Genomic DNA, 17,862 nt, shown 5'->3' with positions numbered 1-17,862 from the left:
TCTCAGTCCCAGTGTGGCTGGTCGTCCTCTCAGACCAGCTACAGATCGTCGGCTTGGTAAGCTTTTATCCCACCAACTACCTAATCTGCCATCGGCCGCTCCAATCGCGCGAGGCCCGAAGGTCCCCCGCTTTCATCCTCAGATCGTATGCGGTATTAGCTACTCTTTCGAGTAGTTATCCCCCACGACTGGGCACGTTCCGATGTATTACTCACCCGTTCGCCACTCGTCAGCGTCCGAAGACCTGTTACCGTTCGACTTGCATGTGTAAGGCATGCCGCCAGCGTTCAATCTGAGCCAGGATCAAACTCTACAGTTCGATCTTGAAATTTAAAGTCTTTCGACTAACTCATAAAAACGGAATTGAAGTGAACTTCACTTCTATTCTCATGAGCGTTTTTGGCTTCAAAGAGCCGAGTTCCAAAGAACTTGGCTGTTCGCCTCAAACGCCCACGCTTATCGGCTGTATATTTTTAAGGATCGAAGCACAGAATTTCTTCCTTGCTTCCGACTCGCTGCGATCAGCGAAGCCTTGAATTCTAGCACAGTTTTTAGCGTCGTTGCAATCAAATTTCTTTGATTTTTTCAACACCAGCGATCTGCATCGCTTCTCTTCAGCAGAGCCTTGCATTGTAGCACGTTTTTTCATGCTGTCTACAAGACTTTTCTGACTCATCGCTGTCTGCAAGGCAGTGCGGCGACGAGGGATCGAACTATAGCATGGGTTTTTACCGATGGCGTGAAATTCGTGAACTTCCTTGCAGACCCGTGAAGAAGCCAGCGCCCCGCCCTCTGAAACCGGCCCGGAGCCTGCCCTGCGGCAGGCTCCGGGCGGGGAGGCCGTGCTGCCTGCACCAGGAATCGGGCCCGCATAGATAATGCGCGCACGATGGCATTGATTACTTTGATAGACGCCCAACTGGCGTTCGGGCATGTGGCGCTTCTCGACCACGCCCAGTTTTCCCTGGAGAGCGGCGAACGTGTGGGCCTGATCGGTCGCAACGGCGCAGGGAAGTCCTCTTTGTTGAAGATTCTTGGCGGACTGGCCAAGGCCGATGACGGCCAGGTCCAGACGCAGTCCGGTATCCGCATTACTTATGTGGCGCAGGAGCCGGTGCTTGTGCCCGAGCAGACGATCTTCGAGTCGGCGTCCGCCGGTATTGCCGAGGTGATCGCCGTGCGCGAGCGCTATCTGGCGGGTGGCGAGGGCGAGGATCTCGATGCGCTGCAGTCCCAGATCGAGGCCTATGACGCCTGGAATTGGGAGCAGCGCGTGGAAGAGACGCTGCAGCGGCTGCACCTGGATCCCGACGCCCTGGTGGGCACGTTGTCCGGGGGGATGAAGAAGCGCGTTGCGCTTTCCCAGGCGCTGGTGGCCCGTCCTGACGTGCTGCTGCTGGACGAGCCGACCAACCACCTGGACCTGGATGCCATCGAGTGGCTGGAGGAGCTGCTGCTGAATTTCAAGGGCAGCGTGGTGACCATTACCCACGACCGCTCCTTCCTGGACCGCGTCTCCACGCGCATCGTTGAGCTGGATCGTGGAACGCTGCGCTCCTATCCCGGCAATTTCGTTCAGTACCAGCAAACCAAGGAAGATCAGCTGGCCCAGGAAGCCGTGATCAACGCCAAGGCCGACAAGCTGCTGGCCCAGGAGGAGGTGTGGATCCGCAAGGGCGTGGAAGCACGCCGCACGCGCAGCCAGAGCCGCATCGGTCGATTGGAGCAGTTGCGGGCCAACCGCGCTGCCCGCCGCGATGTGCTGGGCGGGGTGAAGATGGACATTGCCTCGGGCCGGGGCGATGGCTACCAGGGCAAGATCGTGGCCGAGCTGACCGATGTGGCCAAGTCCTTTGGCGACAAGCAGATCGTTTCGCATTTCAGCGCCACCATCCTGCGCGGTGACAAGGTGGGACTGATCGGGCCCAACGGTGCCGGCAAGACGACGCTGCTCAAGATGATTCTGGGCGAACTGGCGCCTGACAGCGGAAACGTGCGGCTGGGAGCGAATCTGCAGGTGGCGTACTTCGACCAGATGCGGCACCAGATCAATATGGATGCCACGCTGGAGGATTTCATCAGCCCTGGCAGCGAGTGGATAGAGATCGGCAACCAGAAAAAGCACGTGAAGAGCTATCTGTCGGACTTCCTGTTCTCTCCGGCACGCGCTCACTCTCCCGTGCGTTCACTGTCCGGCGGCGAGCGCAACCGCCTGCTGCTGGCACGCCTGTTTGCCCGTCCCGCGAATGTGCTGGTTCTGGACGAGCCGACCAACGACCTCGATATCGAGACGCTGGAGATGCTGGAAGACCTGCTGCAGAACTACGACGGCACGGTGTTCCTGGTCAGCCATGACCGCAGTTTCCTGGACAACGTGGTCACCAGCACCATTGCCTGGGAAGGGCCGGGCAAGTGGCGCGAATACGAAGGCGGCGTGCAGGACTGGCTGGACCAGTCGCGCCGCAGCCAGGATCTGGCCGAGGCTGCACAGCCCAAGCCTGCCAAGGAGGAGGCCAAGCCGACGGCGGTGCGCAGCGACAGCAAGCCCAAGCGCAAGCTCAGCTACAAGGAGCAGCGCGAGCTAGATCAGTTGCCCGAGACCATTGCATCGCTGGAGGCGGAGCAGAAATCCATTCGCGAGGCCCTGGCCGACGGCTCTCTGTATGCCAACGACAACTCCCGCGCCGTTCAGTTGCACCAGCGCGATGGCGAGATCGATGAGCAGCTGATGGAGGCGCTGGAGCGCTGGAGCGCCTTGTCCGAGTAAGCACCGTGTCGAACTGAAAAAAAAGAGCGCCATGCGCTCTTTTTTCATGGAGGCCGCCAGAGCCGGCCGTTCCGTTCAGATGCGGTGGTGCACCTGGTCAGAACCTATGCGCAGCTTGCCCAGCAAGGCGGCGGCGATCTGGTTGAGGGGCAGCACTTCGTCGGCGGCGCCGTGGGCGATGGCCTCGCGCGGCATGCCGAAGACGATGCAGCTGGCCTCGTCCTGCACGAAGTTGTAGCTGCCTGCATCGCGCATTTCGCGCATGGCGACCGCACCATCGGCGCCCATGCCGGTGAGCATGATGCCGTAGGCGTTGCGGCCCGCGCAGGCGGCCACCGACTTGAACAGCACTTCGACCGAAGGCTTGTGGCGATTCACCGGCGGGCTGTCGTCGACAACGGCGACATAGTTGGCGCCGCTGCGCTGCACGGAGAAATGCTTGCCACCCGGGGCGATATAGGCATGACCGGGCAGCAGGCGCTCGCCGTGCTGCGCTTCCTTCACGGTCATCTGGCACAGGCTGTTGAGCCGGGCCGCGAAGCTGGTGGTGAAGCCCGGCGGCATGTGCTGGGTGATGACGATGGCCGGACAGTCGGCCGGCAGATGGGTGAGCACTTCGCGGATGGCCTCGGTGCCGCCCGTGGAGGCGCCGATGGCAACCAGTTTTTCCGTGGAAAGCCGCCCCAGCAGCGACGCCGGTGCAGCCTGGCGCGGCACGGCCGAACCTGCAGAGGAAGCGACCGGCGCTGCCGCGCTGCCTGCGGCAGAGGCTGCACTGCGGGGAGCGACCGGCAGACGCCGTACCTGGGCCACGGCAGCAACGCGGATCTTGTCCACGATCTGCGCGGCCAGTTCCTGCAGGCCGTTGGAGACACCCACGCGCGGCTTGGCCACGAAGTCGATGGCGCCCAGCTCCAGTGCACGCATGGTGACCTCGGCGCCGCGTTCGGTCAGCGTGGAGATCATGACGACCGGCATGGGACGCAGGCGCATGAGCCTGCCCAGGAAGTCGATGCCGTCCATGCGCGGCATTTCCACATCGAGCGTGATCACGTCGGGATTCATCTCGCGAATCATTTCGCGTGCGATCAGCGGGTCATTGGCCGAGCCGATGCATTCCATGTCGTGCTGGCGATTGATGATCTCGGACAGCAGACTGCGCACCAGCGCAGAGTCGTCCACCACGATCACCCTGATTTTCCTGTCCATTCCTTTGAACCTTCCTCAAAACAGGTCGACCGAGCCGCCTGCCGTATTGCGTGCCACGACGGCTGCATTGCCGCGTGTGAATTCCTGCTGTACCAGCTCCTCCGGATGGGCATGGGCCAGGCGCTTGACCATGGCCTTGCCGCTGGCGGGGAAGAACACCACCTTGCGGGGGTAGATGTCCAGCACATCCTCCGAGACGATGGGGATGCGCTCGGTCTGCAAGTACTGCGTGACGAAGGCGGTATTGCGTTCGCCCACGTTCATGGTGGTGAAGTTGTGCATCACCTGCCCGCCGCCGAAGATCTTGGCCTGCAGCGACTCGCGACGGGCACCGAGCTTGAGCATTTCGTTGATCAGCAGCTCCATGGCGTACGAGCCGTAGCGGCCCGATGCGTCGGCCGAGTCGCCGTCGGGCAGCATGAAATGGTTCATGCCTCCCACGCGCATGGCACGGTCCCAGAGACAGGCCGAAATGCACGAGCCCAGCACGGTGACCAGGATCACGTCCTCGCTGGAGACGAAGTACTCGCCCGGCAGGACCTTGACTGCGTTGTGCTGGAAATGCGGGTCGTAGTAGAAGAACGAAGCCTCGCCGGGGTAGCGCTGCTGTCGCTTGAGCTGCTCCAGCGAGGAACGCGGCACCGGGTCGCCCGGCGCCGGATAGTCGGCAGCGGTATAGCTGTTGATGCGCGGCATGCGGCGACGCTCCGAGGGCGCTGGCTGCGGTGCGAAGGCGGGGCGGTCTCCGATCATGGGCGCACCCCCTGGCGTGCGGCAGGACCTGCGTCAGCGGCGCTCATAGACGGTCTTCCCCTTGAGCGTGAACAGATCGCGCGACTCACTGAAGTTCTCGGCATGCCCGACGAACAACAGGCCACCGGGCTTCATCACGCGGTGGATGCGCTCCAGCACGCGGCGCTGCGTGGCCGCGTCGAAGTAGATCATCACGTTGCGGCAGAAGACTACGTCGAAGGGGTCGCGGAACGGCCAGTCGTCACGGATCAGGTTGACGTTGAGAAACTCCACCAGGCGGCGCAGCTCGGGCTTGACGCGCACCAGGCCCGCATTGCCGGCCTTGCCCCGCAGGAAGAAGCGGTGCAGGCGCTCGGCGCTCATGCCCTTGATGCTTTCGGCGCGGTAGACGCCGGCCGATGCCGTATCCAGCACGCGCGAGTCGATGTCGCTGGCCTGCAGCTGAAAGCTGGGCGTGGCACCCAGCACTTCCAGCGCCGTCATGACGATGGAGTAAGGCTCTTCCCCGGTCGAGGCCGCATTGCACCAGACCTTCCAGGCCGTACCGGCCGGCTTGCTGCGCAGATGCTGGGCAAAGATTTCGAAATGGTGCTGCTCGCGAAAGAACGCCGTGAGATTGGTGGTCAGCGCGTTCACGAACTCCTGCCACTCCACGCCGTCGGACTGCGACTCCAGCCAGTCCAGGTAGGAGGCAAAACTGTCGTAGCCTGTCTCGCGCAGGCGCCGCGACAGGCGGCTGTAGACCATGGCGTGCTTGCCATCGTGCAGGCTGATGCCGGCCCGCTGGTAGATCAGCGCCTGTACGCGGGCAAAGTCCCGCGACGACCATTCGAATTCGCGCCCCTGGGCCAGGGGCCCGTTGGCATCCCCGTCGTCGGCGACGGGACGTGCGGCCAGTGCCGCATTGGAAGAGCCGGATCGCATGAGGGCGCTCAGTGCAAGGACGGGTCTCAGTCGGCCGAAGCGACCAGGCCCATGTCCACGTTGTTCATGAGCTTTTCGATGTCCAGCAGGATGAGCATGCGCTCGCCCACGGAACCCAGGCCCAGAATGCAGCCGCTGTCGATGGCGCTTTCGATGTCCGGCGCCGGGCGCACGGCATCGGCCGCCAGTTCCATCACGTCGCTGACCGAGTCCACCACGATGCCCACGACGCGGTTGCGCAGGTTCAGGATGATGACGACGGTGAAGCTGTTGTATTCCACCTGGGAGCAGTTGAACTTCAGCCGCATGTCCACGATGGGCACGATGGTGCCGCGCAGATTGACCACGCCCTTGATGAATTCGGGCGCATTGGCGATGCGGGTCGGCGGCTCGTAGCCGCGGATTTCCTGCACCTTCAGGATGTCGATGCCGTATTCCTCCTGGTCCAGGCGGAAGGTCAGGTACTCGCGCGCGCCGGTGGCGACGCCTTCTGCGGTCTTAGCGATCACGCTCATTGCTCAGCTCCTCAACTGTCGGGCCCGCGCCGTGGTGGCGAAGGCCATGGTTTCTTGGCGGCGCGCAGGCGGTGCCTGCGGCGCCGTCGATTGGGGTCAGGTAGGTATCCCTGTCCCGTTCAGTGGCGTGCACGACGCACCAGCGCGCCGGTGTCCAGAATCAGCGCCACCGTGCCATCGCCCAGGATGGTGGCACCCGAAACGTTGGGCACCTTGCGGTAGTTCGATTCAAGGTTCTTGACCACCACCTGGTGCTGGCCCAGCAGCTCGTCGACCAGCAGGGCCACGCGGCTGCCATCGGACTCGACCACCACCATGATGTTGCTGGACTGGCTGGTGTCGCTGCGCGGCACGCGGAAGGTCTTTTCCAGCGCGAACACGGGCATGTACTCGTCGCGCACCTTGACCAGCTGCGTGCCGTTGGCCACGGTGTTCACGTCCTCGGCCTTGACCAGGAAGGACTCGACCACCGAGGACAGCGGCAGGATGTAGACCTCGTCGCTGACGCCGACCGACATGCCATCCATGATGGCGAGGGTCAGTGGCAGGCGAACGGCCACGCGCATGCCCTTGCCCTGGTTGGACTCGATCTCGACCGAGCCGCCCAGCGCCGCGATATTGCGCTTGACCACGTCCATGCCCACGCCGCGCCCGGACACGTCGGTGACCACATCGGCCGTGGAGAAGCCCGGAGCGAAGATCAGTTGCCAGACCTCCTGATCGGGCATGTTGTCCGAGACATCCATGCCGCGTTCGCGGGCCTTCTGGAGAATCCGCTCGCGGTTCATGCCGCGCCCGTCGTCGCGCACCTCGATGACGATGGAGCCGCCCTGATGGGAGGCTGCCAGCGTCAGCGTGCCGTGCTCGGACTTGCCGGCCGCCAGGCGGTCCTCGGGCATTTCGATGCCGTGGTCCACGCTGTTGCGCACCAGATGGGTCAGCGGATCGGTGATCTTTTCGACCAATCCCTTGTCCAGCTCCGTGGCCTCGCCCAGCGTGATCAGGTCGATCTTCTTGCCCAGCTTGCCGGCCAGGTCGCGCAGCATGCGCGGGAAACGGCTGAACACGGTGGACATGGGAATCATGCGGATGGACATCACCGATTCCTGCAGATCGCGCGTATTGCGATCCAGGTCGGCCAGGCCGGCCAGCAGTTGCTGGTAGGCCGAGGCGTCCAGTCCATGGCTGTTCTGCGCCAGCATGGCCTGGGTGATGACCAGTTCGCCCACCAGGTTGATGAGCTGGTCGACCTTGGAGACCGACACGCGGATGCTGGTGGACTCCATCTGCGCCTGCTGCGCCTGGGCTGCCGTCTTGGCAGCGGGCTTGGCCACGGCGCCTGCCGGGTGGATGGCAAGCGCGCCATCGGCCACGGGCATGCCCGGCGAGCCGTTGAAGAAACCATAGGCTTCGTCGGCCGGGGGGATGGCTGCCGAGGCCAGGGCGGCGTCGGGGTCGTGCGCATGCTCTTCAGCGGCCGGAGCTTGCGCCGCCACCGCTGCGGGTGCTGCCTCGACAGAGGCTCCGGCCGCCGTGATGCGGACCTGCTCCTTGGCCACGTGGAAGGCGAACAGATCGAGCAGGTCGTCGTCGGTGGACGAGGTCTGCACGTCAAAGAGGCGGCTTTGCGGCTGATCGCAGGCCAGGTCCTCGATACGTCCCAGGCCGGGAATGTCGCGGAACAGCTCCTTGATGGCCTCGGCCATCTCCAGGCGCTCCAGCGGACCGATCAGGATATGCAGCGAACGTCCGCCGCTGCCGGGTGCCGTGCCGACGGCGCCGCCCGAGACAGGTGCGGCAGCAACCGGGGCCGGAGCCTGTGCCGGCGCAGCCACAGGGGCTGGAGCTGGGGTTGGTGCGGGAGCCGGCGCTGCCGCTGCAGGTACGGCGCCGCGGCCTTCCGCCAGCGTCTCGATGCGGGCCACCAGATCCGTGGTGGACAGGGCCTCGCCCTCGTTGCCGGCCTGGTGGCGCGCCAGCAGGCTGCGGCTGGCATCGGCCGACTCCAGCAGCACATCGACCATTTCCGGAATCGGTGTGATCTCGTGCCGGCGCAGCCGGTCGAGCAGCGACTCCATGCGGTGTGTCAGCTCGGTCACGTCGGCAAAGCCGAAGGTGGCCGCCCCGCCCTTGATCGAGTGCGCGCATCGGAAGATGCCGTTGAGTTCCTCGTCGTTGGCCGCCGACAGATCCAGATTCAGCAGCATCTGCTCCATCTGGTCGAGGTTCTCGGCCGCTTCTTCGAAGAAGATTTGATAGAACTGGCTCAGGTCGAAGTCCGCGCCCGCTCCTGCCCCATCCTGGTGTAGATCCGCCATCTTTGGTCCTGCTGTTTCCTGTTGCCCGTACTTATCGGCTCAACGCATTACTTTCTGAATGACTTCGATCAAACGGTTTGGATCGAAGGGCTTGACCAGCCAGCCCGTGGCGCCCGCGGCGCGTCCGGCCTGCTTCATCTGGTCGCTGGATTCGGTGGTGAGAATGAGAATGGGCGTGTTCTGGAACTTCGGGTTTTCACGCAGCTTGCGCGTCAGGCCGATGCCATCCAGACGCGGCATATTCTGGTCGGCCAGCACCAGATCGACTTGTTCGAGCTGTGCCTTTTCGAGCGCATCCACGCCGTCCACCGCCTCCACAACGCGAAATCCCGCCCCTGCGAGGGTGAACGCCACCATCTTTCGCATCGAGGGGGAATCATCAACAGCCAGAATCGATCGCATGTATAGCTCCAACAGACGGGCAATAAAAGGTAGAGGAGTGCATGGTCAGCGGTCAGAACAGCTCGACCGAGCCAGCATCCATCTCGCTTTGCGTGACGGGATTGGGCCGGTCGGGTATCGCCGGCAGGCCCAGGGAATCGTCCTCCCCTTCGTCCACGCCCATGGTGGCTGCGGCCAACTGGAACGCGCAGCCTTGCAAAATCTTCGTAATATGGGCGATCAACTGGGAGGACATGTCGTGAAACTGCAACTCGGTCACCGCCAGACGCAGCGTGGACCGCGCGGCGTCCAACTCGGGCAAGGCGCCTAGCGCCTCACCGGCCAGCTGGCCGTGGGTCTCGTCGAAACGGTCCAGCAGGTTCTGCGTTGCATGATTGAGAAGGCCTTCCAGGCGCTGCAGATCGCGCATCGCCACCAGCAAGGCATCCTGCAGGTCTGCGGCCACCATGACGGGCATGGGGACAGCAGGCTCGCCCGAAGGCTTGTGCATTGACTGCATTGTTACTCCACCACCAGCGTTTCAGCCCAATGTTCGCCATGCTCTGCAGCATGGCCAGCCCTTGTCAATCGTCCCCAGGAATGCGGCGCATCCCTTGATGTACACGACCACCTGTATTTATGTTCCAAAATGTATCTCATGATAGCGCCCCCGGGGATGCCAGACCACCGCACAAGCCCTTGCGCATACTGCACATCGAGGATTCGGCGGCCGACCAGGCGCTGGCGCGGCTGAGCCTGCTGCGCGGTGGACTGGTCTGCGAGATTGTGGCGGTCGACCTGCTCGATGATGCCGCTGCCGCGCTGCAGAGCCAGGCATTCGATCTCATCCTGGCCGACTACCACCTGCCCGGCTTCACGGCGCTGGACGCCTGGGAGCTGGTGCGCCGCCAGCCCGGGCATCCGCCCTTTGTGCTGCTGTCCGGCGCCATCGGCGAGTCGGCCGCCGTGGACGTGATGCGCGAGGGCATCAGCGACTACCTGCTCAAGGACCACATCACGCGCCTGCCCCATGTGGTCTCGCATGCGCTGGAAGTGCACGAGGCCCGCCTGGCGCGCCGCCGCGCGGCGGCCGAACTGGCGGCGTCCGAGCGGCGCCTGGCCGACCTGACCGAGCACCTGCAGACCTCCACCGAACGTGAGCGCGCCAGCATTGCCCGCGAGATCCACGATGACATCGGCGGTTCGCTGACCTCGGTGAAGTTCGACGTGGCCTGGATTGCGCGCAATGCGCCCGAGGGCGGACTGCGTGAGCATGCGCTGGCCGCGCTGGAAATGCTGGAGCATGCGCTGGGTGCAAGCCAGCGCATCATGATGAACCTGCGCCCGCCCGTGCTGGACCAGGGACTGGTGGCCGCCGTGCAATGGCTGGCCGAGAATTTCGAGCGCCGCACGGGCGTGCCCACCCGGGTGCGCAGCAGCCGTGAGAGCATGGATATCGCGCCCGACATCCAGGTCGTGGCCTACCGCACGGCCCAGGAGGCGCTGACCAACGTCGGCAAATATGCCCAGGCGCGCCATGTGGACATCGATCTCTCGGACCGCGAAGGCTTTCTCACGCTGGAGGTGACGGACGACGGCGTGGGCCTGGCCGAAGGCGCGCGCGACAAGCCCGAATCCTTCGGGTTGCGCGGTCTGGGCGAGCGTGCGCGCACCGTTCAGGGCTGGCTGGATGTCAGCAGTCAAGCCGGACGCGGAACCTCGGTCATCGTCTCCATTCCGCTGGACGATGGCGGCGCTTGCCCTAATATCCCGGGCAATGAATGCTGAACGCCATGGCGGCGTGACCCTTTTTCCAGGAGGCCGACTTTGATCCACGTGGTGCTGTGCGACGACCATGCGGTGCTGCGCCGGGGCATACGTGACACCCTGGCCGAGGCAGTGGACATCAGCGTCACCGCCGAAGCAGGCAGCTATGCCGAGCTGCGCGAACAGCTGCGCACCGCCACCTGCGACGTGCTGCTGCTGGACATCAACATGCCCGGCCGCAGCGGCCTGGAAGCCCTGGCCAGCGTGCGCGAAACCCATCCGCTGATCAAGGTGCTCATGGTCTCCATGTACCCCGAGGATCAGTACGCGCTGCGCTGCCTGAAGGCAGGCGCGCAGGGCTACGCCAACAAGGCAGGCGACCCGGTGCTGCTGATCGAGGCCGTGCGCACCGTGGCCACGGGGCGCAAGTACCTGACGTCCGAAGTGGCCCAGATGCTGGCCGACAGCCTGGCCCAGCCCGCACCCCAGGTGCCGCATGAAAGCCTGTCCGAGCGCGAGCTGCAGACGCTGATCAAGATCGCGGCCGGCCAGCGGCTGACCGACATCGCCACCGAGCTGATGCTCAGCCCCAAGACCGTCAGCGTCTACCGTGCGCGCGTGCTGGAAAAACTGCAGATGAGCAGCAATGCCGAACTCACGGCCTATGCCATCCACAACCAGCTGATCTGAGGCTTTTGCGGCCGACAGGCCTGTAAATCTGTTGTTTTTCACAACTGCTTACATTTAAGTGCCAAATACCGCAATGCCGCGCTGCAGCAAGGCGACCAGGGGCTGCTCGAGCAGCGGCAGCGTGGCCATCAATCCCGTCAGGCCCACGGTGAGCGTGACCGGAAAACCCACGGCATAGATGTTCATCTGCGGTGCCACGCGCGAAATGATGCCCAGCACCAGGTTCACGAACAGCAGCATGGCGACCATGGGCAGGGCGATCCAGAAGGCGCTGGCGAAGACCGCCGCCCCCATCTCGTGCAGCCGCATCTGGTTGATGGCCTGCAGGAAGCTGCCGTCCACAGGAAACGCCTCGTAGCTCTTGAGCACGGCCATCAGCACCAGCAGGTGCCCGTTGATGACGATGAACAGCAGCGTGGAAATCTGGACCATGAAGCGCGCCACCGCACTGAGCTGGGCATTCGTCGTCGGATCGAAGAAGCTGGCGAAATTCAGGCCCATCTGCAGGCCGACCACCTCGCCCGCGACCTCCACGGCGGCAAACACCAGGCGCACGGCAAAGCCCACGGCCAGCCCCACGCCGACCTGCTGTATCAGCGTGCCCAGCGCCTGCGGCGAGTTGATGCCGATCACGGGCTGGTCGCCCAGCACGGGCTGCGCACACACCGCGACCAGAAAGGCCAGGCCGATCTTCAGCCGCATGGGAATGACGCGCTGCGAGAACACGGGGGCCACGGAGAACATGGCCAGCACGCGCAGAAACGGCCAGAGAACGGGCGACAGCCACGCCACCAGTTGGGCTTCGCTGAAGGTGATCACGGCGGCGATTCCTGCATGCTGCGAAGGGCTCAGCCCACCGCCTGCGGAATGGTCTCTATGGTGCGGCGGATGAAGTCCACCAGCGTGCTCAGCATCCACGGGCCCGCAATGGCAAACACCAGCACGGCGGAGATCAGCTTGGGCACGAAGGCCAGCGTGGCCTCATGCACCTGGGTCACCGCCTGGAAGACGCTGACGGCCAGGCCCACGGCCAGCACCACGCCCAGCACGGGCATGGAGATCATGAGCAGCAAGGTCAGTGCCTCGCGGCCGAAGGTGAGCACGTATTGGGACGTCATGGAAGGGTTTCCAAAAAAGAGCGGGGCTAGACGGCGAAGCTGGCGGCCAGCGAGCCTATGAGCAGGTTCCAGCCATCGGCCAGCACGAAGAGCATGAGCTTGAACGGCAGGGCCACCAGCACGGGCGACAGCATCATCATGCCCAGGGACATCAGGATCGAGGACACGACCATGTCGATGACCAGGAAGGGGATGAAGATCATGAAGCCGATCTGGAACGCGGTCTTCAGCTCGCTGGTCACGAAGGCGGGCACCAGCACGCGCAGCGGTGCGGTCTCGCTGGTGACGCCTGCATCGAGCTTGGCCAGCCGTGCGAACAGCGCAAAATCCGACTGGCGCGTCTGCTTGAGCATGAAGTCGCGCATGGGCGCCTCGGCCTTCTCGACGGCCTGCTCGAAGGTCACGGCATTCGTGGTGTAGGGCACATAGGCCTCCTGGTACACGCGGTCCAGGGTCGGGCCCATGACGAACAGCGTCAGGAACAGCGACAGGCCGATGATCACCTGGTTGGGCGGCGCCGACTGCGTGCCCAGCGCCTGGCGCATCAGCGACAGCACGATGACGATGCGGGTGAAGCCCGTCATCATCAGCAGGATGGCCGGCAGGAAGGACAGCGCCGTAAAGAACAGCAGGGTCTGGATGGGCACCGAAAAGCTGGTGCCACCGCTGCCCTGGCCGATGACCAGCGGAAGGCTGGCGGGCGCGCCCTGTGCCCAGGAGGCCAGGGGCGTGGCGCAGCACAGCGCCAGCGCTGCGGCACCAGCGGCCTGGCTCAGCGTGCGCGCCGGGCGCTTGCAGGAATATTCAGACATTCGCACCGTCCGCAGGCAGGCTGCGCGCTTGCGCCATCGCAGCCGAAAAATCAGCAGGGGCCGGGGCCTGCAGCACATGCAGGCACTGGATGCTCTGCGCCGTGACGCCCAGCACCAGACGCACGGTCTGCGCGCCCTCGCCCACTTCCACCGTCACCACCCGCTGCTGCGGGCCCACGCCCACGGCGCCCAGCACCCGCGACTGCAGGCCGGCGGCACCGCGCAGCGCAGCCGTGCGCTGCTGGAAGCGGCGCAGCAGCCAGGGCAGAGCGGCCATGGCCGTGACCAGGGCCACCACCGTGAGCAGGGTCGGCCACAGCGGGCCCATGCCAGCGCTCTCAGCCACGGCTGACCCGGCGCAGGCGCTCGGACGGCGTGACCACGTCGGTCAGGCGGATACCGAACTTGTCGTTGACCACCACCACCTCGCCCTGGGCGATCAGGTAGCCATTGACCAGCACGTCCATGGGCTCGCCGGCCAGTGCGTCGAGTTCGACCACCGAGCCCTGGGCCAGTTGCAGGATGTACTTGATCGGCACCTTGGTGCGGCCCAGCTCCACCGACAGCTGCACCGGGATGTCCAGCACCATGTTGATGTCGTTGACCGGCACATCGCCGCCACCGGCGTAGGGACGCACGGGCTCGCCCGTCAGCGGGCCGCCCTGCTCCTCTTCCAGCTTGGCGTCGCGCTCGCGCTGCTCGTCCAATGCCTCTGCCCAGCCCGAGAACGGATCATCGCCAGCGGGCTTTTGCGTATCTTCAGTTGCCATTGTTTTCTCCCATCCAGCCAGCGTCGGCGCCACGCAGGCAGTGCTCGACGCGGATTGCGTACTTGTCGTTGTGAGTGCCGTACTGGCACTCGAAAATCGGAACGCCGCCAATGGAGGCACGGATCAGCGGCTCGCGGTCGAGCTCGATGAAATCGCCGGGGCGCATGGCCAGCAGTTGCTCCACCGTGGCGTCGGCACGCGCCAGTTCGGCCACCAGGGTCACCTCGGCGGCCTGGATCTCGCGCTTGAGCACCTTGACCCAGCGGCGGTCCACTTCGATGGAGTCGCCCTGCGTGGAGGAGTACAGGACATCACGGATGGGCTCCAGCGTCGCATAGGGCATGCAGATGTGGATGGAACCCGAGATGTCGCCGATCTCCAGCTGGAAGGCCGTGGACACGACGATTTCGCTGGGCGTGGCGATGTTGGCGAACTGCGGCTGCATCTCCGAACGCTGGTAGCCCAGCTCCAGCGGATAGATGCCGTGCCAGGCCTTCTTGTATTCCTCGCAGATCACGTTGACCAGGCGGTTGATCACGCGCTGCTCGGTGTGCGAGAAGTCGCGTCCTTCGATACGCGTCTGCAGCCGGCCCGTGCCGCCGTACAGCGTATCGATGACACCGAACACCAGCGAGGGGTCGCAGACCACCAGGCCGCTGCCGCGCAGCGGGCGGATGGCGACGATGTTGAAGTTGGTGGGCACCACCAGCTCGCGCAGGAAGGCGCTGTAGCGCTGCACCGATACCGTGCCCACCGACACCTCGGGGCTGCGGCGGATGAAGTTGAACAGGCCGATGCGGAAGTTGCGGGCAAAGCGCTCGTTGACGATTTCCATCGTCGGCATGCGCCCGCGCACGATGCGCTCCTGGCTGGAGATGTCGTACTGGCGGATGATGCCCGCCTCGACCTCCTCGGTCGTGGATTTCTGGCTCTCGCCGGTCACGCCCTCCAAAAGGGCATCGACTTCTTCCTGGGAGAGAAACGAATCGCTCATGGCGCCTGGCCTCCCCGGTTACTGGATGATGAAGCTGGAGAAGAGCACGCGGCGCACCGGGTTCTTGCCAGCAGAGGAGCGGCGGCGTTCGCCGTCTTCGTCCTCGGCGTCCTCGTCGCGGCTGCGCTTCTTGGCCTTGGCCTGGTTGCCGTAGCCCAGCGGGGCCGACACTTCGTTGAGCACGTCGGCGGCCAGGCGCTCCTTGCCTTCGCGCTCCAGCAGTTCCTCGGCCGTGCGCTGGGACACCAGCATCAGGATGCCGTTGCGGATGCTGGGCAGGTATTGCTTGACCGTGGTGGCCGTCTTCTCGTCGGCCAGCTCCAGCGTGATGCCGATCTGCACGAAGCGGTCGCCGCCCGTATCGGACAGATTGACCACCAGGTTGTCCAGCGGCAGGAAGGTGGGCACGGTAACGGCCGCCTTGCTGGCGCTGCCCTCTTCCTCATCGCCGCTGCTGTGGCGCTTGGACAGCAGGATGAAGGCAGCGGCCGCGCCTATGGCCAGGACGGCAATGATGACGATCAGCACGATCAGCTTCTTGCCCTTGGCCGGGGCGGGAGCTGCATTGTTGGCGGCATTGGGTGTGGCAGACACTGGAATTCCTCTGGGTGAGCGGGACCGCCACGCGCTCGCGCTTCATGCGCGGCGCCATGACGCAGCAGGCCCATGGCAGGAATTATTCGGCGATTGGACCCCGGACCATGGCCTGAATAAGCGCATGAAACCCCGGTTTCTCGCTGGCTTGATGGCCCTCAAACGCCACAGGCCGGGCAGCTTGTCGCCACCCGGCCTGTCCTGAAAGCCCTGGAACGGCGCATGCGCCGCCCCGCAAGAAGCGCAGGAAGAATCAGACGAACAGATCCACCCCGCCCGCCGCCGCGCGGCCACCACCGGCCTGTGCGGCACCATTGCCGCCCGTGACGCCGGCGGCATCGACCATGGCGCTCACGCGGCCCTGGCGCGCCTGGGCGTCCGCACCCTGTCTTGCCGAATCACCGCTGCCGGACTGGCCGCCCGCATCCACACTGACGCCGGCCAGTTGCAGGCCCTGGGCCTGCAGCAGCTCGCGCAGCTGGTCGGCACCGTTGCCCAGCCAGTCACGCGCCTGGGCTTCGCTGGCGCCAAAGCGCACATGGGCCTCGTTGCCCTGCAGGCTGACCTGCACCTGGATGGCCCGGCCCTCATGCTCCACGGACAGCGAGGCGTTCTGGTTCTTGTTGTGGACCCAGAAGGCCACCTGCTCGGACACCTGCTGCTCGCGCTCGGTGGAGTTGCCCGGCTGGGCCTGGGCGTCGGGCTGGGCAAAGGCCGCGCCATTTTGGCCGGCCGCCTGCTGGCCCAGGGATTGGCCGGCATGCGCCGCGCCCACGGCAGCCGCAACGCCGTGCAGTCCGTTCGCCGCCGACTCCGTGGAGGCGGTGCCGCCCTCCCGGGCCCGCTCGAACAGGCCGCGCCATTCCTCGGGCCGCACTGCGGCCATGCCGTTGAGCGCAATGCCCGACGCCAGAGCCACGTCCTGCCGCACACCGGCCGCCAGGGCCTGGGGCGTTTGTTCATGCGTGGCCTGGGCGGTAGTTGCCGTGCGTGCGGCGGCGGCCGTCAGTGCCGCATCGGACTGCACGGCGGCCAGCACATCGGCGGCCTGGGTCTGTGCCTGGGTGCTGCGCGCAGCGCCATCGGCCAGTGCCCCGGCTGCATTGGGGTCCGCAGCGGCAGCCAGGGCCGCAGCATTGGCGCTGGCCGTGGCCAGCGCCGTGCCTGCGGCATCACCGGCTGCGGACTGCGGTGCCAGGAAGGCCGCGTGCGCCACGGCGCCCTGCTCCTGGCGCAGGGCCATCATGGCGGCGCTGCCCCGGCCGGACAGCCAGTCGCCCGCCACGCCCTGCAGCATGTCGCGGTCACCCTTGCCGTCCAGATGGGCGGTCTGCCCGACCAGACTGAGCCAGGGCGCCTGGCCGTTGGCAGCCAGCGCCATGGCATCGGCCTGCGCCGAGGTGGTCATATCGGTCGGCTCCGCCTGCGGTTGCAGCGGCAGTTGCGGCTGCTGCAGCAGGCCCTGCGCCAGGCCGGGATCGGCCAGCAGGTCTGCGGCATCCTTCAGGCCGTCCTTGGCTGCGCCCTTGAGGCTGGACAGCGCGGAAAGAGCGGCACTACCGTCCTCGCCCAAGGCCTGGCCCAGGGCTCCCGAGGCCAGCGCCGGCAATCCGCCAATGCCGTCCATCGCTGCCAGCAACGAAGAAAAGCCTGCGGCCTGGTCGTTGGAGGGCGGCTGCGTGCCGCGCGCGGAGCGAGCGCCTTCCATGGCGCGCTGCATGGCGCTGCGCGCATCGGCGCGCTGTTCGATCTGGTTGGTGGACATGCGTCAAGCCTCCTGGAATGTCAGCCCGAAGCTGCGGCGGAAAAACTGGATGGCCGCACGTTCATCGGTCTCCTTTTGCTCGCGGCGCATCTGGCCCAGCGCCAGATCGCGGCGGCGCACCTCGACGACCTTGCGCAGGCTGCTGACCCGCAGCTCGCAGGCCATCAAGGCCTTTTGCGCGGCCTCCAGGCGGATGGCCAGGTCGGCAAGCACCCGCGTCTGCAGGCCGATGGCGTGCTGCAGGCGGTCCATGAACTGGTACTGGTGGAACATGACCTCGGGCTGCACGGACTGGTTTTCCTGCGCACCCCAGCGCGTCTGCATTTCCTGCACATAGTGCTGCAGCTGCTCCATTTGCGCCTGCGCGGCCTGCTGCGAGCGCTGGCGCTCCTGCACCGCCTGGCGCGCCTCGTCACGCTTGCGCGACGCGGCATCGATGGCCACCATCAAGGCATTCAAGGACGACATACCGGGTTTTCCTCCCT

General features: G+C 65.2%; 20 protein-coding genes and 1 rRNA gene. 3 read left to right on the top strand and 18 right to left on the bottom strand.

The window, feature by feature from the left end:
• Together A9976_RS22570 and A9976_RS22565 are read right to left on the bottom strand one after the other, a co-directional pair.
• A 16S ribosomal RNA gene (locus tag A9976_RS22570) occupies window positions 1-319 on the bottom strand; the annotation flags it as partial.
• Window positions 320-442: 123 nt separating this feature from the next.
• A complete protein-coding gene (locus tag A9976_RS22565) occupies window positions 443-934 on the bottom strand; it encodes a hypothetical protein (RefSeq protein WP_183020849.1) in 492 nt (163 codons plus the stop codon).
• Between A9976_RS22565 and A9976_RS22560 the strand changes: the two genes are divergently transcribed.
• Window positions 890-2,767, top strand: a complete 1,878-nt coding sequence (locus tag A9976_RS22560) for an ATP-binding cassette domain-containing protein (protein ID WP_013800378.1) — start codon at window positions 890-892, stop codon at window positions 2,765-2,767. The two genes, A9976_RS22565 and A9976_RS22560, sit on opposite strands and share 45 nt — an antisense overlap.
• Before the next feature lie 75 nt (window positions 2,768-2,842).
• On the opposite strand, the gene A9976_RS22555 is transcribed toward A9976_RS22560, so the two are convergent.
• From A9976_RS22555 to A9976_RS22525, 7 genes are all read right to left on the bottom strand, one after another.
• A complete protein-coding gene (locus A9976_RS22555; RefSeq protein ID WP_183020848.1) occupies window positions 2,843-3,976 on the bottom strand; it encodes a chemotaxis response regulator protein-glutamate methylesterase in 1,134 nt (377 codons plus the stop codon).
• 15 nt (window positions 3,977-3,991) lie between these two features.
• Window positions 3,992-4,729: a chemoreceptor glutamine deamidase CheD gene (cheD, locus tag A9976_RS22550; protein WP_183020847.1), complete on the bottom strand. Its 738-nt coding sequence runs from the start codon at window positions 4,727-4,729 to the stop codon at window positions 3,992-3,994.
• A 33-nt stretch (window positions 4,730-4,762) separates the two neighbouring features.
• A complete protein-coding gene (locus A9976_RS22545; RefSeq protein WP_183020846.1) occupies window positions 4,763-5,653 on the bottom strand; it encodes a CheR family methyltransferase in 891 nt (296 codons plus the stop codon).
• Between the two features lie 26 nt (window positions 5,654-5,679).
• Complete coding sequence (locus tag A9976_RS22540) at window positions 5,680-6,168, bottom strand: chemotaxis protein CheW (RefSeq protein ID WP_183020845.1); 489 nt, start codon at window positions 6,166-6,168, stop codon at window positions 5,680-5,682.
• Between the two features lie 119 nt (window positions 6,169-6,287).
• On the bottom strand, window positions 6,288-8,486 hold the full coding sequence (locus A9976_RS22535; RefSeq protein ID WP_183020844.1) for a chemotaxis protein CheW: 2,199 nt from the start codon (window positions 8,484-8,486) through the stop codon (window positions 6,288-6,290).
• A 39-nt stretch (window positions 8,487-8,525) separates the two neighbouring features.
• Window positions 8,526-8,888, bottom strand: coding sequence for a response regulator (locus A9976_RS22530; RefSeq protein WP_016449331.1), 363 nt, complete (start codon window positions 8,886-8,888; stop codon window positions 8,526-8,528).
• Between the two features lie 52 nt (window positions 8,889-8,940).
• Window positions 8,941-9,387 carry a hypothetical protein gene (locus A9976_RS22525; RefSeq protein WP_012202585.1) on the bottom strand — a complete coding sequence of 149 codons (447 nt, stop codon included), beginning with the start codon at window positions 9,385-9,387 and terminating at the stop codon, window positions 8,941-8,943.
• A 119-nt stretch (window positions 9,388-9,506) separates the two neighbouring features.
• On the opposite strand from A9976_RS22525, the gene A9976_RS22520 reads away from it, so the two are divergent.
• Window positions 9,507-10,655, top strand: a complete 1,149-nt coding sequence (locus A9976_RS22520) for a response regulator (protein ID WP_183020843.1) — start codon at window positions 9,507-9,509, stop codon at window positions 10,653-10,655.
• Window positions 10,656-10,694: 39 nt separating this feature from the next.
• The gene (locus tag A9976_RS22515) at window positions 10,695-11,324 is read left to right on the top strand and encodes a response regulator transcription factor (RefSeq protein WP_012202583.1); all 630 of its coding nucleotides are present in this window, start codon (window positions 10,695-10,697) and stop codon (window positions 11,322-11,324) included.
• Between the two features lie 54 nt (window positions 11,325-11,378).
• Here A9976_RS22515 and fliR read toward each other — a convergent pair whose 3' ends face one another.
• The 9 genes from fliR to A9976_RS22470 all read right to left on the bottom strand — a co-directional run bounded on the left by fliR (window position 11,379) and on the right by A9976_RS22470 (window position 17,845).
• The gene (gene fliR / locus A9976_RS22510; RefSeq protein WP_183020842.1) at window positions 11,379-12,143 is read right to left on the bottom strand and encodes a flagellar biosynthetic protein FliR; all 765 of its coding nucleotides are present in this window, start codon (window positions 12,141-12,143) and stop codon (window positions 11,379-11,381) included.
• 29 nt (window positions 12,144-12,172) lie between these two features.
• A complete protein-coding gene (gene fliQ, locus A9976_RS22505) occupies window positions 12,173-12,442 on the bottom strand; it encodes a flagellar biosynthesis protein FliQ (protein WP_012202581.1) in 270 nt (89 codons plus the stop codon).
• A gap of 26 nt (window positions 12,443-12,468) precedes the next feature.
• Complete coding sequence (gene fliP / locus A9976_RS22500) at window positions 12,469-13,254, bottom strand: flagellar type III secretion system pore protein FliP (RefSeq protein WP_232245706.1); 786 nt, start codon at window positions 13,252-13,254, stop codon at window positions 12,469-12,471.
• The gene (locus A9976_RS22495) at window positions 13,247-13,582 is read right to left on the bottom strand and encodes a flagellar biosynthetic protein FliO (RefSeq protein ID WP_012202579.1); all 336 of its coding nucleotides are present in this window, start codon (window positions 13,580-13,582) and stop codon (window positions 13,247-13,249) included. The genes fliP and A9976_RS22495 overlap by 8 nt, the downstream gene beginning before the upstream one ends.
• Window positions 13,583-13,592: 10 nt before the next feature.
• Window positions 13,593-14,024, bottom strand: coding sequence for a flagellar motor switch protein FliN (gene fliN / locus A9976_RS22490; RefSeq protein ID WP_013800372.1), 432 nt, complete (start codon window positions 14,022-14,024; stop codon window positions 13,593-13,595).
• The gene (fliM, locus tag A9976_RS22485; RefSeq protein ID WP_016449325.1) at window positions 14,014-15,018 is read right to left on the bottom strand and encodes a flagellar motor switch protein FliM; all 1,005 of its coding nucleotides are present in this window, start codon (window positions 15,016-15,018) and stop codon (window positions 14,014-14,016) included. Before fliM ends, fliN begins: the two co-directional genes overlap by 11 nt.
• Window positions 15,019-15,036: 18 nt before the next feature.
• Window positions 15,037-15,612: a flagellar basal body-associated protein FliL gene (gene fliL, locus A9976_RS22480; protein ID WP_012202576.1), complete on the bottom strand. Its 576-nt coding sequence runs from the start codon at window positions 15,610-15,612 to the stop codon at window positions 15,037-15,039.
• 253 nt (window positions 15,613-15,865) lie between these two features.
• Window positions 15,866-17,377: a flagellar hook-length control protein FliK gene (locus tag A9976_RS22475; protein ID WP_183020841.1), complete on the bottom strand. Its 1,512-nt coding sequence runs from the start codon at window positions 17,375-17,377 to the stop codon at window positions 15,866-15,868.
• A gap of 3 nt (window positions 17,378-17,380) precedes the next feature.
• A complete protein-coding gene (locus A9976_RS22470; protein ID WP_183020840.1) occupies window positions 17,381-17,845 on the bottom strand; it encodes a flagellar export protein FliJ in 465 nt (154 codons plus the stop codon).
• Window positions 17,846-17,862 lie beyond the last annotated feature (17 nt).

The sequence above is a fragment of the Delftia sp. UME58 genome, from assembly GCF_014170385.1.
Lineage (GTDB): Bacteria > Pseudomonadota > Gammaproteobacteria > Burkholderiales > Burkholderiaceae_C > Comamonas > Comamonas acidovorans.
The sequence above is the reverse complement of the archived record's forward strand: the minus strand, read 5'-3'. Positions and strand labels throughout refer to the sequence as shown.